At 67.1% G+C, this 13,503-nt stretch carries 10 protein-coding genes; 6 read left to right on the top strand and 4 right to left on the bottom strand.

What is annotated here, in order from left to right:
• Positions 1-118 precede the first annotated feature (118 nt).
• Complete coding sequence (gene hpnI / locus U5A58_RS18660) at positions 119-1,408, bottom strand: bacteriohopanetetrol glucosamine biosynthesis glycosyltransferase HpnI (RefSeq protein ID WP_321962561.1); 1,290 nt, start codon at positions 1,406-1,408, stop codon at positions 119-121.
• Between the two features lie 703 nt (positions 1,409-2,111).
• Here hpnI and U5A58_RS18665 point away from each other — a divergent pair.
• On the top strand, positions 2,112-3,116 hold the full coding sequence (locus U5A58_RS18665; protein ID WP_321962562.1) for an LLM class flavin-dependent oxidoreductase: 1,005 nt from the start codon (positions 2,112-2,114) through the stop codon (positions 3,114-3,116).
• Between the two features lie 46 nt (positions 3,117-3,162).
• Here the strand turns inward: U5A58_RS18665 and U5A58_RS18670 are convergent, their stop codons facing one another.
• Positions 3,163-4,152, bottom strand: a complete 990-nt coding sequence (locus tag U5A58_RS18670; protein ID WP_321962563.1) for an alpha/beta hydrolase — start codon at positions 4,150-4,152, stop codon at positions 3,163-3,165.
• Between the two features lie 529 nt (positions 4,153-4,681).
• Here U5A58_RS18670 and glgC point away from each other — a divergent pair.
• From glgC to U5A58_RS18695, 5 genes are all read left to right on the top strand, one after another.
• Positions 4,682-5,947, top strand: coding sequence for a glucose-1-phosphate adenylyltransferase (gene glgC, locus U5A58_RS18675; protein WP_321917902.1), 1,266 nt, complete (start codon positions 4,682-4,684; stop codon positions 5,945-5,947).
• Between the two features lie 79 nt (positions 5,948-6,026).
• Positions 6,027-7,517 carry a glycogen synthase GlgA gene (gene glgA / locus U5A58_RS18680; protein WP_321962564.1) on the top strand — a complete coding sequence of 497 codons (1,491 nt, stop codon included), beginning with the start codon at positions 6,027-6,029 and terminating at the stop codon, positions 7,515-7,517.
• 172 nt (positions 7,518-7,689) lie between these two features.
• The gene (pdxY, locus tag U5A58_RS18685; RefSeq protein ID WP_321962565.1) at positions 7,690-8,562 is read left to right on the top strand and encodes a pyridoxal kinase PdxY; all 873 of its coding nucleotides are present in this window, start codon (positions 7,690-7,692) and stop codon (positions 8,560-8,562) included.
• 96 nt (positions 8,563-8,658) lie between these two features.
• Positions 8,659-9,120 carry a hypothetical protein gene (locus tag U5A58_RS18690; protein ID WP_321962566.1) on the top strand — a complete coding sequence of 154 codons (462 nt, stop codon included), beginning with the start codon at positions 8,659-8,661 and terminating at the stop codon, positions 9,118-9,120.
• Between the two features lie 196 nt (positions 9,121-9,316).
• The gene (locus U5A58_RS18695; protein ID WP_321962567.1) at positions 9,317-10,540 is read left to right on the top strand and encodes a branched-chain amino acid ABC transporter substrate-binding protein; all 1,224 of its coding nucleotides are present in this window, start codon (positions 9,317-9,319) and stop codon (positions 10,538-10,540) included.
• 7 nt (positions 10,541-10,547) lie between these two features.
• Here the strand turns inward: U5A58_RS18695 and U5A58_RS18700 are convergent, their stop codons facing one another.
• Together U5A58_RS18700 and U5A58_RS18705 are read right to left on the bottom strand one after the other, a co-directional pair.
• Complete coding sequence (locus U5A58_RS18700; RefSeq protein WP_321962568.1) at positions 10,548-12,509, bottom strand: DUF3857 and transglutaminase domain-containing protein; 1,962 nt, start codon at positions 12,507-12,509, stop codon at positions 10,548-10,550.
• 7 nt (positions 12,510-12,516) lie between these two features.
• Positions 12,517-13,503 carry an AraC family transcriptional regulator gene (locus U5A58_RS18705; RefSeq protein ID WP_321962569.1) on the bottom strand — a complete coding sequence of 329 codons (987 nt, stop codon included), beginning with the start codon at positions 13,501-13,503 and terminating at the stop codon, positions 12,517-12,519.

Here is a 13,503-nt window from a genome sequence, read left to right on the forward strand (position 1 = left end):
CGATGAGTGCTCCGGGTACCCGGGGTGTGTCGGGTGATGATTGAGGTGACAGTCGCATTCGAGCGGGATTCAAGCGGGTATCAAGCGGAAATCAAGCGCCAGCATTGGAACGACGCGTTCAACGAGCGTCCGATCCTTCTACGGCAGGCCGCTGCCCGCGCGCGCGTGCGGCCATGGCGGAAGGCGCTTCGGCCTCGGGATTGGCGACGCTCACGCGTACGCCGCGCCAGATCACGTGCGAGCCGAACGCGGCGGAAAGCCACTGCAGGGCCAGCAGCACATCGCGCAGCGGCACGAGCGGCAAATCGCGCCAGAACGCTCGCCAGCTTCCGCTTGCTCGCGCGTGCAGTATCAAACGTGCAATGATACCCGCCGTCGTGGCCGTGGCGAGCGAGGCCAGCGCGGCACGCGTCGTCGCGCACGCGCCGATGCCCGCCCCCGCCGCGAGCAAGCCGTATAACAGCGCGCCCAGCACGAGCCACGGCGTGGGAAACGTAATGAACAGTGAAGCGAAGCCCGCCGGATTCACCGAGCGGATCGTGCGCAGCCAGCGGGTCTCGCGCAGCCAGAGCGAGCCGAACGTCGGCTCGATCACGTCGGTGGCCACCACCACTGGCGCGAGCACCGTGGCAAGGCCGTGATCGCGCGCGTAACGGGCAAGCAGATAGTCGTCGGCGAGGCAGTCCTTGAGCGCGGCGAATCCGCCGATGCGTTCGAGCGTCGCGCGGGAAAGCGCGAGCGTCGCGCCAAAACCGAACGCGCGCGAGCCCGTGGAATGCGCCACGCGCACCGAGGGCGCGAACCACTCGTTGATGAACAGCGCGCCCACGCGCGGCCAGAAACCGCCGATGCTGCGGGCGCTGTAGAGACAGGTCACGACGCCTACGTCCGGGTCGGCCAACGGCGCGGTGACGATCTCCAGATAATCGGGTTCGACGGCGATATCGCTGTCGGCCACGACGATCGCGTCGTAACGCGCGCGCGCAGCCAGATTGATGAGGTTGCTCACCTTGAGATTGCTGCCATGCACGCGCGGGTCGATCACGAGTTCGATGTCGTGGCCCGGGTAAGCCGACTGCAGCCGGCGCACGACGGCGATGGCCGGATCCGCCGGCGAGGACACGCCGAACAGCAATTGAAAGCGCGGATGCCGCTGCTCGCAGAAGGTCGCGAGATTTTCGTAAAGGCGCGGCTCGGCGCCGCACAAGGGCTTGAGCACGCTCACGGGCTGCGGTTGCGCACGGCGCGCGCGGCGCGCGGCTTCGCGCACGAGCGCGGCGGAACCGAGGCGCGGCATGGTGAGCGCGGCGACGAGGCCGTAGAAAGCGGCAACGCTGCACAGCACGACCACGCCCCAGACGAGCACGGGCCAGGGCGCCGGCATGGCGAAAACCTGCGACACCGTCATGGCGCGCCGCCTAGCCGGTTTACGTGGGGCAACCCGCGCTCGCCGGCGGCTGCGCGCAAGGGGTGATACTCCTGCGGTGCCCCGACCGGAATTCGCGTTCCACCACGTACCATTTCCCTGCCCTGAAAATCCAGAAATAAACCGCGCATCGTAGCCGTATTACGCATTGAAGGCTAGAAACCCGACAATTGATGCCGGTTTGCATGATGCAAGGCAATTGAACAAACAAAACAAATGGAGATAAACCGTCGCATGAAACGACTGAATATGGTCGATCCCCGATTCGACGCGGAAAATTGTATCAGCAAGCACTGTCGCCTGCTTCCGACAGACGCGGGAAAATGCGTTGCGAAAGCTGCAAAAACGTAACTATTTCAGCTATTACACAACCGCCTTCCAGAGCTTTTTCGCTCCGAAAAAATTCGGTAAGCATATAGCAATGATTCTTTAATGAATTTGAATTAAAACGCGCGCTTTGTATTTAAACAAGAGTAGTTCTCGTTAATATTCAAATCGAATGGGCGTAGAAAAAATCCGCCCTGTCTGAATCCACGCTGGTGGCATGGGTTCCTGGTGGCCCCCAGCACGAACAAAAGTGCTTTGGCACAATGGCCGCACCTTGCGACTGCCTTGCGGCTGCGTGTCGAGAAACCGGCGCACCGCATGCGCGTTCGTGCTTTCCATACCAGGCCCAGGCTAGCCCATGACCCTATTCTCCGTACTCGACCTCTCGCCCATCCCGGCGGGCTCCCATGCCGGTGCCGCCCTGCAAAACACGCTCGATCTCGCCCGGCATGCCGAACACCTGGGCTACCACCGCTTCTGGCTGGCCGAGCATCACAACATGACGGGCATTGCGAGCGCGGCGACCTCGGTCGTGATCGGCTACGTGGCGGGCGGCACCCAAACCATCCGCGTGGGCTCGGGCGGGATCATGTTGCCGAACCACGCCCCGCTCGTGATCGCCGAGCAGTTCGGCACGCTCGAAGCGCTCTACCCCGGTCGCATCGACCTTGGCCTCGGGCGCGCGCCCGGCACCGACCAGACCACGGCGCGCGCGCTGCGCCGCGACCTGCAGGGCAGCGCCGACAGCTTCCCCGACGACGTGGCCGAACTGCAGCGCTATTTCGCCGCCCCCGTGGAAGGCCAGCGTGTGCGCGCCGTGCCCGGCGCGGGGTTGAACGTGCCGCTCTATATCCTCGGCTCGAGCCTGTATGGCGCGCAGCTTGCGGCGGCCATGGGCCTGCCGTTCGCGTTCGCCTCGCACTTCGCGCCCGACCATCTGCTCACGGCGCTGCGCCTCTACCGTTCGCAGTTCCGTCCATCTGCCGCACTCGCGAAGCCCCATGCGATGGTCGGTGTGAACGTGTTCGGCGCGCCCACGAACGAAGAAGCGCGTTTTCTCTTCACCTCGCTACAGCAGCAGTTCGTGAATCTGCGGCGCGGTACGCCGGGGCAGCTGCCGCCGCCGGTCGAGCAGATCGCGGCGAACGAGTTCGAGCTGGCCGGCGTGTCGCACTCGCTCGTCTGCTCCGTGGTGGGCGACCAGGAAACCGTGCGCGCGGGCCTCGCTTCGGTGATCGAGCAGACCGGCGCGGACGAACTCATCGTCACCGCGCAGATCTACGACCACGCGGCGCGGCTGCGTTCGTTCGAGATGGCGGCGCAGGCCCGCGACGAACTGAAGGAAGCCGCCGCGGGACGGTAACCGGAACGCGCCGCTTGCGTCGCGTTCGGCAAAGGCGCACGCACTCCTAGTGCGATGGGTTCAACGCGTCGAGCCCCTTGAGCAGCGCGGCATGAAACGCCTGCGGGTCCTGCATCTGCGGCGCGTGCCCGAGGTCGGCGAACTCCACGAGCGTCGCGTGGGGAATGGCGCGCTGCGCAGCTTTGGCCAGCACCGGATAGTGCCCGAGCTGCGCACGCACCTCGGGCGGTGCGAGATCCTTGCCGATGGCGGTCGTGTCCTTGTCGCCGATGAGCAGCAGCGTCGGCATCTGCAGCTGGCCGAGTTCGTAGACCACCGGCTGCGTATAGATCATGTCGTACAGCAGCGCGGAGTCCCACGCCACCTGCGCCTTGCCGGACCCGCGATACATGCCCGCGAGCATCTGCACCCACGGCTCGTAGGCTGGCCGCCACTGCCCCGCGTAATAGGTGGCCTGCTCGTAGCGGCGAATGCCGTCGGCGCTCGTCTTCAGCTCGCGCGCGTACCAGTCGTCCACCGAAATCGAGGGCACGCCTTTCGCCTTCCAGTCTTCGAGCCCGATCGGGTTCACGAGCACGAGCTGCTCGGTTTCCTGCGGATACATGAGCGCATAGCGCACCGCCAGCATGCCGCCCGTCGAATGGCCGATGATCGTCGCCTCATGCACGCCGAGCGCCGCGAGCAGCGCGTGCGTGTTGCGCGCGAGCTGCTGGAAGCTGAACTGGTACGAAGCGGGCTTGCTCGATTTGCAAAAACCGATCTGGTCCGGCGCGATCACGCGGTAGCCCGCGGCATGCAGCTCGCGGATGGTGGCGTCCCACGTCGCCGCGCAGAAGTTCTTGCCGTGCAGCAGGACCGCGGTGCGTCCGTTCGGTTTCGCGGGCTGCAAATCCATGTACGCCATATGCAGCGTTTGCCCCTGCGAAACGAACGCAAAGTCATGCACGGGGTGCGGATACTCGAAGCCCTGCAGTTCGGGGCCGTACGCGAGACCGTCGGGCGTCTGGGTCGCGGCTTGAGGTGAAGACGCGGTCATCGGCGCTGCGCCGCTCGCCTCTGTCCCGGCGGCGAAAGCGCCATGACAGAACGCGGCCGCACTCAATGCGGCAACGAAAGGGGCAAAACGGGCAAGCGTGTGGTTCAGGATGGCTCTCATCGATCAGGAGTCGGGCAAAAGGTCGGACAGAAAACAGCACGCCGAAATGGCGCCGGTACAGCCAGCGATTCTAGCGGCCCCGCCCTGCTCCTGCCCGCTTGTGCGCGCGGCATGCCGCTTGCTCTGCTTGTTCCACTCGTCCCGCTTATTCCGCCTGCTCCATTCGCTGCTCACGAACGCCTCGCACGAATGTGGCGCGCATGTCCGGACCCGCTGACAGGCAATTCGCGCTACGCTAGAACAGTCAATTCAGGACGCACGAGACGTCCGCGGCGCACGGCACGCGTGCTGCATTGCGCAACGCGCCGCATCAGGGACGCGACAGGCACACCAGAGAAGGACCGCACTGGCCCGGGCAGGACGAGGCGGGCCGCGGCGGCCGCACCGGGGGCACAACAAGGAGACGACCATGGAAACTCCGGCAAGCCTCAACGATCTGCAACGCACCACCCTCGCCATCGTGCTCGCTGGCGGCCGCGGCACACGCCTCGGGCCGCTCACCAACAAGCGCGTGAAGCCGGCCGTGTACTTCGGCGGCAAGTACCGCATCATCGATTTCGCACTGTCGAACTGCCTGAATTCGGGCATCCGCCGCATCGCGGTCGTCACGCAGTACAAGGCGCACTCGCTCTTGCGCCACCTGCAGCGCGGCTGGGGCTTCCTGCGCGGCGAATTCAACGAGTTCCTCGACCTGTGGCCCGCGCAGCAGCGTGTGGAAGGCGCGCACTGGTACCGCGGCACCGCCGACGCCGTGTACCAGAACATCGACATCATTCGCTCGATTCGCCCGAAGTACGTGGTGGTGCTGGCGGGCGACCACATCTACAAGATGGACTACACGCGCATGATCGCCGACCACGCCGCGAGCGGCGCCGACTGCACGGTGGGCTGCATCGAGGTGCCGCGCATGGAAGCGCGCGCGTTCGGCGTGATGGCCGTGGACGAGACGCGCCGCGTGACCGGCTTCGTCGAGAAGCCCGACGATCCGCCCGCCATGCCCGGACGCCCCGACATCGCGCTCGCGAGCATGGGCATCTATGTGTTCGACACGACCTACCTCGTCCAGCTGCTCGAAGAGAACATTTCGCGCTCGGCCACCGATCACGACTTCGGCAAGGACATCATTCCGCGCGTCGTGAGCGACGGTCACGCGATCGCCCATCCGTTCAGCATGTCCTGTGTGTCGTCGGACCCGGCCGCCGAACCCTACTGGCGCGACGTCGGCACCGTCGACGCCTACTGGTCCGCCAATCTCGATCTCGCTTCGACCATTCCCGCGCTCGACCTCTACGACCGCAACTGGCCAATCTGGACCTACCAGGAGCAGTTGCCGCCCGCCAAGTTTGTGCGCGACCTGAATGGTCTGCAGGGCTCGGGCACCAACCTGATCGTGTGCGGCGGCAGCGTGATCTCGGGTTCGCAGATCTCGCGTTCGGTGCTCTCGTCGAATGTCGTCGTGCAGTCGTTTTGCAACATTGCCGAGGCAGTCTTGTTGCCACAGGTGACGGTGGGCACGAGTTGCCGGCTGCGCAAGGTCGTGGTGGACCGCGGCTGCACGATTCCCAACGGCACCGTGATCGGCGAAGACGCCGCGCGCGACGCCGAACGCTTTTATCGCACCGAGAGCGGTGTCGTGCTGGTCACGAGCGAGGCGCTGGCGAAGTTGCCGGGCTAGCTGAGTGCCTGGCGAGGTTCATACGCTCAAGGACGCGCCAACCCGCAAGCAACCCGAGCACCGAGAGGACTGACTCCCGATGACCATTCGCGTCCTGCACGTAGCCAGCGAGCTGTATCCGCTGCTGAAGACCGGCGGCCTCGCCGACGTCACCGCCGCCCTGCCCGCCGCGCTGATCGAACTGGGCGCCGACGCGCGCCTGCTGCTGCCGGGCTTCGCACCCGTCGCGGCGGGTCTCGAGGACCTGCGGCCCGTCGCACGTCTTGCGCACACCTTCGGCGCGCCCGAGGCCACGCTGGAACTCGGGCGCCTGCCCGGCAGCGAGCTTGCCGTCTACATGATCCGCGCCGACGCCTTCTATGCACGCCCCGGCAACCCCTACCTCGACGCCGAACACGTGCCCTATGGCGACAACGCGCAGCGTTTCGCGCTGCTCGGCTGGAGCGCGGCGCAGCTCGCGCTGCATCTCGATCCCGACTGGGCGCCCGCCATCGTGCAGGCGCACGACTGGCACGCGGGGCTCGCGCCGGCCTATCTGCGCGCGGCGGCGCGCGAGCGCGGCAAGAGCGTGGCGCCCGGCGGTGCGCGCTCGATCTTCACGATTCACAACCTCGCGTACCAGGGCATCTTCCCCGTTCAGCAGTTCGACTCCCTCGGCCTGCCACGCGACTTTTTCGACATGCATGGCGTGGAGTTCTATGGGCAGCTTTCATTTCTGAAAGCCGGTCTCTATTTCGCCGACAAGATCACAACGGTGAGCCCGACCTATGCGCGCGAGATTCAGACGGTCGCCCAGGGCGGCGGCCTCGAGGCGCTGCTGCGCGGACGCGCGCACGATCTCGTCGGCATCCTCAATGGCGTGGACTACGCCGTGTGGAATCCCGCGAGCGACGCGGCCATCGCCACACGCTATTCGGCCATGCGCCAGAGCGGCAAGATGCACTGCAAGGCCGCTTTGCAGGCGCGCTTGAAGCTCGCCCAGAAGCACGACGCCCCGGTGTTCGGCGTGGTGAGCCGGCTCACCGAGCAAAAGGGCCTCGACCTGCTGCTTGCGGCGTTGCCCGAGATCGTCGCGCGCGGCGGCCAGCTCGTCGTGCTCGGCACCGGCGACGCCAGCCTCGAACAGGGCTATACGCGCGCCGCGCAGCAGCATCCCGAATCGGTGGCCGTGGAGCTTGGTTTCGACGAGACGCTCGCGCACGAGATCGTTGCGGGCGCCGACGTGATGATGGTCCCCTCTCGCTTCGAGCCGTGCGGCCTCACGCAGCTCTACGCGCTCGCTTACGGCGCCCTGCCGCTCGTGCACCGCGTGGGCGGACTCGCCGATACGGTGGTCGACGCGTCGCTCGAAAATCTCGCCGATGGCCTCGCGACCGGCTTCGTGTTCGAGCGCTTCGAGCCCGACGCGCTCGCGGCCGCGATCCGCCGCGCCTTCGCGTTGTATGGGCGCAGCCGCGACTGGCGCGAGACGCGCTCGCGTGCAATGCAGCAAGACTTCGGTTGGGCGGCATCGGCGCAACGCTACATGACGCTCTATCGCGAACTGACCGGTCAAAACAGCGCGGCTTAGCGCTTTCCCACGCGAATTCCAGTCGATTGGCAAGCACCGTTGCGGGCGCGCATGCAACACCGCGCCCACGCATCCATCGACTGCGTACGGCGAATTCGGTTATCGTTGCTGCACCTGCGCAAGGCGCGGCGTGCGTTGCGCGCCGCAAGCCACAACGAAATCTGGACCGGCCATGAAAAATGTTCTGAGCATCCAGTCGCACGTCGTGTTCGGTCACGCGGGCAACAGCGCCGCGGTGTTTCCCATGCGCCGCCTCGGTGTGAACGTCTGGCCGCTCAACACGGTGCAGTTCTCGAATCACACGCAATACGGCCACTGGAGCGGCGCCGCCATCGGCTCGGACGAAGTCGTGGATCTCGTCGAAGGCATTGGCGCGATCGGCGTGCTGCCGCGCTGCGACGCCGTGCTATCGGGGTATCTGGGAGCGCCCGAGCAGGCCCAGGCCGTGATCGAGGTGGTGCGCGCCGTGAAGGCCGCCAACCCGCAGGCGCGCTACTTCTGCGACCCGGTGATGGGCACGCTCGACAGCGAAAAAGGCTGCCGCGTCGAGCCCGGCATCCAGGCGTTCCTCGTGCGCAACATGCCCGAGGTCGCCGACGCGATGATGCCCAATCACAGCGAACTACAACGGCTCGTGGGCCGCGAGATCGAAACCGCCGAAGAAGCCGTGCTCGCGTGCCGCGAAGTGCTCAGGCGCGGCCCGAAGCTGATCCTCGTGAAGCATCTGCTCGACCGCAACAGCCCCGCCGACCGCTTCAACATGCTCGTCGTGACCGAGCACGAAGCCTGGCTCGGCCAGCGCCCGCTCTACCCATTCGCGCGCCAGCCGGTGGGCGTGGGCGACGTGACGAGCGCGGTGTTCGTCGCTCGCCTGATGCTCGGCGACTCGATGCGCCGCGCGTTCGAGCACACGCTCGCGGCAGTGAACGCCGTGGTGAAGGCGACCTACGACGCGGGCCGTTACGAACTGGAGATCGTCGCGGCGCAAGACCAGATCGCGCGCCCGCGAGAATGGTTCGATGCCTGGTCGGTGGATGCCGCCTAGACTAAGGAGGTGCGCGCGCGGCCTATAATGCGGTCCGCATGATATGCGGCGGCGGCGGAAGCGGCCGCGGCGCCCACCGTCTTTAGAGAATGACCGATGTCCGATTCAATCCGTAGCGAACAGGAAGAGTATTTCGAGCAGCTTTGCCTTGCCGTCGACGCCGGCGAGACGCACGAGCAGGAAGCGATCGAATACTTCGAGGAACATAGTCACGAAAGCGATTTCGACGCCGCCGTGTGGCTCGACATCGCGCTTTACCATGCGCCCGACGTCGCGCGCGGCATCATCGACTTCGTCGACGAAAGCGACCGCCAGCGCAGCGACATTGCCCAAACCATTGCCGACACGCTCGACATCTCGTACGGCGACGACGAATGCGAACGCTTCGAAGCGACGATTCGCTTCGCGCTCGCCAACAGCATTCCCGTGGATCTCGATGTGGTGCTCGACGGCTGCAATCGCGCGCTCGACGACCTCGAAGGCTGGGCGAGCGCCGACACCATGGCGCCGCTCGTGGGCCTGCGCGACGCGCTCTTCGAACTGCAACGGGACAACTAGTTCTATCCGCACGAGCAAGCAGCCGTTCGTAAAACACGTTCTGGCAAGCCGCAGCCGCTAACCGCAAGACCCAGCAAAGCCTGGCAAGACCCGAAGACGAGACGCCCCGCCTACGCGCCACGGCCGGCGCGCGGCGCGGCGTACCCGGAAAAAACGCACACAAGAGCACCGCGCCGCTGCCGCGCAAGGAGTCACGATGAGTCTCGCCACCGCGCCCAGATCCGCCACCGCCTACGCATTTGCCACGGCGTGCCGTGCGAGCGGTAAGCGCCGCAGATTGGGCAAGCTTGCAGCCGGACTCCTGATCGGCACGCTGTGCGCAATTGGCACCGGCAGCAGCGCGCTGGCCGCCGGGCCACTCGACGTACGCATCGGTTTCGTCTCGCCGCTCTCCGGCGACTACGCGAACTACGGCCGCGACCTGGAAAACGGCGTCCAGCTCGCCCTTGACGAAGCGAACGCGCAAAACCTCAAAATAGGCGAGCAGACGGCGCACTTCGAACTCGTGCCCATCGACGACCGCAGCGACCCGCGCCTCGGCGTGCAGGCCGCCGCAACGCTCGCGAACGAGGGCGTGAACGCCGTGGTCGGCCACTTCAACTCGGGCTCGGCCATTCCGGCCTCGCGCATCTACGAAAGCGCCGGCATACCGATGATCAGCCCCGCCGCCACCAATCCGGTCATCACCTCGCAAGGCTTCGCCAACACCTTCATGGTGATTGCAAACGACGCGCAAAACGCAGGCGTAGCCGGCGCTTGGGCCGTGGACGTGATGAAAGCCAAACGCGTCGCCATCATCGACGACCGCACCGCGTTCGGCCAGGGCGAAGCCGACGTGTTCGAGCACGCGGTGCGCGAGCATGGCGGCAACGTGGTCGCGCGCGAGTTCGCGGAAAGCATCGCGAGCGACTTCGGTCCGCAGCTATCGAAGATCAAGGCCGCCGATGTCGACCTGCTCTACTTCGGCGGCCTCGCCCACCAGGGCGCGGCGCTCGTGAAGCAGATGAAGGCGCGCAGCATGAACGCGCAGTTCGTGGGCGGCGGGGGCGTCGCGAACGCCGACTTCACCCGCGACGCGGGCGCGGCCGCCGAAGGCGCAATGGCCTGGGAATACGGCCGCCCGCTCGCGCAACTGCCCGAGGGCCCGCGCTTCGAGCAGGCCTATAAAAGCCGCTTCGGCACCGACGTGCTCGCCTACGCGCCGTTCGGCTACGACGCGGCGTGGGCCGCGATCCATGCGATGGTCAACGCGAAGTCGGCAAAGCCCGAGGTGTACCGCAGCGCGCTCAAGGCGCTCGCCTTCGACGGCGTGACGGGCCGCATCGCCTTCGAGCCGGATGGCTCGCTCAAGAACGGCGCCTCCACGCTCTGGCAGGTGAAAAAAGGCGTGTGGGTGCCGGTGACGACGCGCGGCGGCTGAGCGCCGCTCATCGCGCCTGCGCCGCAGGCGCCGCCCGCACGACGATCTGGGCATGCGTGTCGCGCTCGATCCGCAGGAGCGTGTCGCGCATCTGCGCGAATTCGTCGGCTGTGCACATCTGGTGGCCAAAGCGCGCCGATAGCCGCCGCTCGATCTGCACCGTGCGCGAGCGCGCGTCGAACACGTAGTGCGATGTGTAGTCGACAAACGCGTCGCTCACTTGCGTATCGTGCGGCACGTCGGTCACGCGCGCGAACGCGGGCAGTTCGATTTGCGCGCTCTCCGCAAACTCACCCCCGATGCACGCCCACGGTTGCGTCCGGCGCGGCTGGGCAAGCCAGCTGTCGATCTGCGTGGCGATGCCGCCCGTGAAACTGCTCGTCGCGGGAATCGCGGTCGTGCCGTCGCGCCAGACCATATGATCGAGCGTGCCTTGCATCGTCACCGAAAACGGGCCGTCGGTCGCGTCCGTCGCGCTCGTGCTCACGCGCGCGCTGCCTGCGAGGCCCGTGAGCCGCAGGCGTTGCGTCGCGAGTTGCTGCGCCCCCGCGTGCGTCGCACGGCGAAACGAATTGCGCTCGGGCTCGGCACCCGCGCCCTCGTCTTGCACGTAATAGCTGTAGGCGGCGTCGCCGGATGGGGCGATGTCAAGCGAGAGGCGCGCCGTGCGCTCGCGCCGCTCGGTCGCGGGCGTGCGCGAGAGCACGCCCTGGTCGACGAGCAGTACGGGCCGGTCCATCGCGCCCGGCGGCAAGTAGCCGAACGCGTAGCCGCCCGACGACGTGTCGGCGTACACGCCCAGGTCGGGTAGCCACGCGATCGCGTGATTGATCGCGTGCGCGCCATAGCCCGGCACGTCGGGCAGTGTGTAGACGGGGCCGAGATTGAGCAGCACGGGCTCGGCGCGGATGCCCACCGCCGCCAGCAGCGCGCTGAAAAGCGCCACGTGGTCCTTGCAGTCGCCGTAGCGGTTGCGCAGGATATCGGTCGCGCGATGCGGCACCGCTGCGGTCTCGCCAAGAAAGAGCGCGACGTAGCGAATGTTGAAACGCATCCAGTCGTAGATGCGGCGCGCCTTCTCGCGCGGGTCGCTCACGTCCGACGTGAGCGCAAGCGCCAGCGACGCAATGGCCGGATCGGCCGAGGTGGTGTCGGCGGCGGCTGCGCGGTAGCGCGCGGCGAACGCGGCGAAGTCGGGCACGGTGGAAACCATCAGCCGGTCGCCCCAGTTCACGTAGGCCACCGCGCCCGCTTCGAGCGGCGCATAGGGGCCGTGCCGGTAGTCGAAAGCGTAGCGGGTGCGGCCGTTCGCCGTCTCGGGGGCGAGCGCCGTATAGCCGCGCGCATCGGCATGAAGCGGCACGTTGGCGGGCAGATCGAAGATGAGGCGTTGAAATTCGACGGGTTCGCCGGTCGGCTCGACGAAGTACGAGAACGTGCCCGCTTCCAGCGCTTTCGCACGGCGCTTCGCAAAATGCAGATGCACGCGCGAGCCGACCTGGACGCCAGGAAAGATCACCGTGCGCAGCACGCCGTCCTCGAACGTGGGCGCGCCCGCCGAGCGCGGCTCCTGCACGTCGCGTATGCCGCTCGCGCCAACGGCGTGCGTGGTGCCGTCCGGGTCGATGGTTTCGGCCGCGAGTTTCGTGATCGTTTCGATATCCTTATTGAACCAGACGTAGCGCTGGGCAATCTCGTCCACGCCGGCAGTCGTGTTCGCGCGCAGCACGGTGTCGTCGTCCTCGACGACCGAGCCGTCCTGCTGCACGACGAAAAGATGCACGTCGCGCTCGAGCGTGAACGGAGGGAGGTCGATTTGTGCGGCACTGCCGGGGGCCCCGGTGATGCCGGGGCTTCCGTCGCTCGCTTGTGCGCGGGCTTGCCCGCTCGCGAACGCAAGGGTCAACGCAAGGGTCAACGCAAGGCACGACGCGACCGCGGCGCGCCTGAACCACTCGCCTCGCGTCATGGTCGCCTCAGGTGCGCACTGCCGCTTGCGCGGCGTTCGGCCATGAGGTCTGCGCGAGGTGGCGCCCGCGCTGCGCGGCACGCCACGCACGCGGACTCGCGCCGAACTCCGCGCGAAACGCGGCGTTGAAGTTCGACAGGTCATTGAAGCCACTCGCGAGCGCAACGTCGACGATTCTCGCTTCGTCGTCGGCGGCGAGACGCAGCGCGGCGGCGCGCAACCGCGCACGCAGCAAATACTGATGCGGGGTCACGCCGGCAACCGCCGAGAACGTGCGCAGAAAATAGAACTCGCTCACACCCGCCGCGCTCGCAAGGCTGGCAAGCGTATGCGCGTCGTCGGGCGTCTCGTCGATCAGGCGCAGCGTCGCGACCACGCGTGCCGCCGCGGCGGCGCCCGGCGTGGCTGGCGCAAGCGCGTCCTTGCCGCTCGCCACCACACGCAAGGTCGCGAGCGCCAGTTCCAGTGCGATTTCATCCCACGCTGCGCCGCCGAACTCGCTCGCGTGACTCCGTTCCTGCGCGAGCGCGTCGGTGCAAGCGTGCGCCACGAGCGGCGCGAGCGCGCGCACCGGCGGCACCCGCGCGGCCCGCCAGCGCCTCGCGCCTGGCGCGAGCCCCGCGGCCGCGGCCTGCTCGTCGAGCCAGGCCGGGTCGTAATGGAACGAAAGGCAGCGGTCGCCCGCCGCATGACGATGCCCACATTCGAAGCAGGCACCGGTTTCGCCCAGCATGAGCGCGCCGGGCGTCATGAGCGCGCGTGCGTTGCCGCTGCGGTAGCCGAACACGCCTGCCGCCACGATGGCGAGGCACGCGCTCGAGTGGCGCTCCTCGTAAGGCCGGTCGCCGGGCCCGAGCGTACAGACGACGTCGTCGACCGACCAGCCCGCGCCCGCCGCGAGCGCACGCGCCGTCGGCGCACGGCCACTATCGGCGCGGCCTTCGCGCTCGCGCTGGGCAAGCGCGCGTTGCAGGGAAGCGGCGAGACCTTGCAC

Source organism: Paraburkholderia sp. J7, assembly GCF_905220155.1.
Taxonomy (GTDB): domain Bacteria; phylum Pseudomonadota; class Gammaproteobacteria; order Burkholderiales; family Burkholderiaceae; genus Paraburkholderia.

Coding starts and splice junctions, on each gene's coding strand:
- hpnI (WP_321962561.1), bottom strand. CDS start 1,408: ATGACGGTGTCGCAGGTTTTCGCCATGCCGGCGCCCTGGCCCGTGCTC.
- U5A58_RS18665 (WP_321962562.1), top strand. CDS start 2,112: ATGACCCTATTCTCCGTACTCGACCTCTCGCCCATCCCGGCGGGCTCC.
- U5A58_RS18670 (WP_321962563.1), bottom strand. CDS start 4,152: ATGACCGCGTCTTCACCTCAAGCCGCGACCCAGACGCCCGACGGTCTC.
- glgC (WP_321917902.1), top strand. CDS start 4,682: ATGGAAACTCCGGCAAGCCTCAACGATCTGCAACGCACCACCCTCGCC.
- glgA (WP_321962564.1), top strand. CDS start 6,027: ATGACCATTCGCGTCCTGCACGTAGCCAGCGAGCTGTATCCGCTGCTG.
- pdxY (WP_321962565.1), top strand. CDS start 7,690: ATGAAAAATGTTCTGAGCATCCAGTCGCACGTCGTGTTCGGTCACGCG.
- U5A58_RS18690 (WP_321962566.1), top strand. CDS start 8,659: ATGTCCGATTCAATCCGTAGCGAACAGGAAGAGTATTTCGAGCAGCTT.
- U5A58_RS18695 (WP_321962567.1), top strand. CDS start 9,317: ATGAGTCTCGCCACCGCGCCCAGATCCGCCACCGCCTACGCATTTGCC.
- U5A58_RS18700 (WP_321962568.1), bottom strand. CDS start 12,509: ATGACGCGAGGCGAGTGGTTCAGGCGCGCCGCGGTCGCGTCGTGCCTT.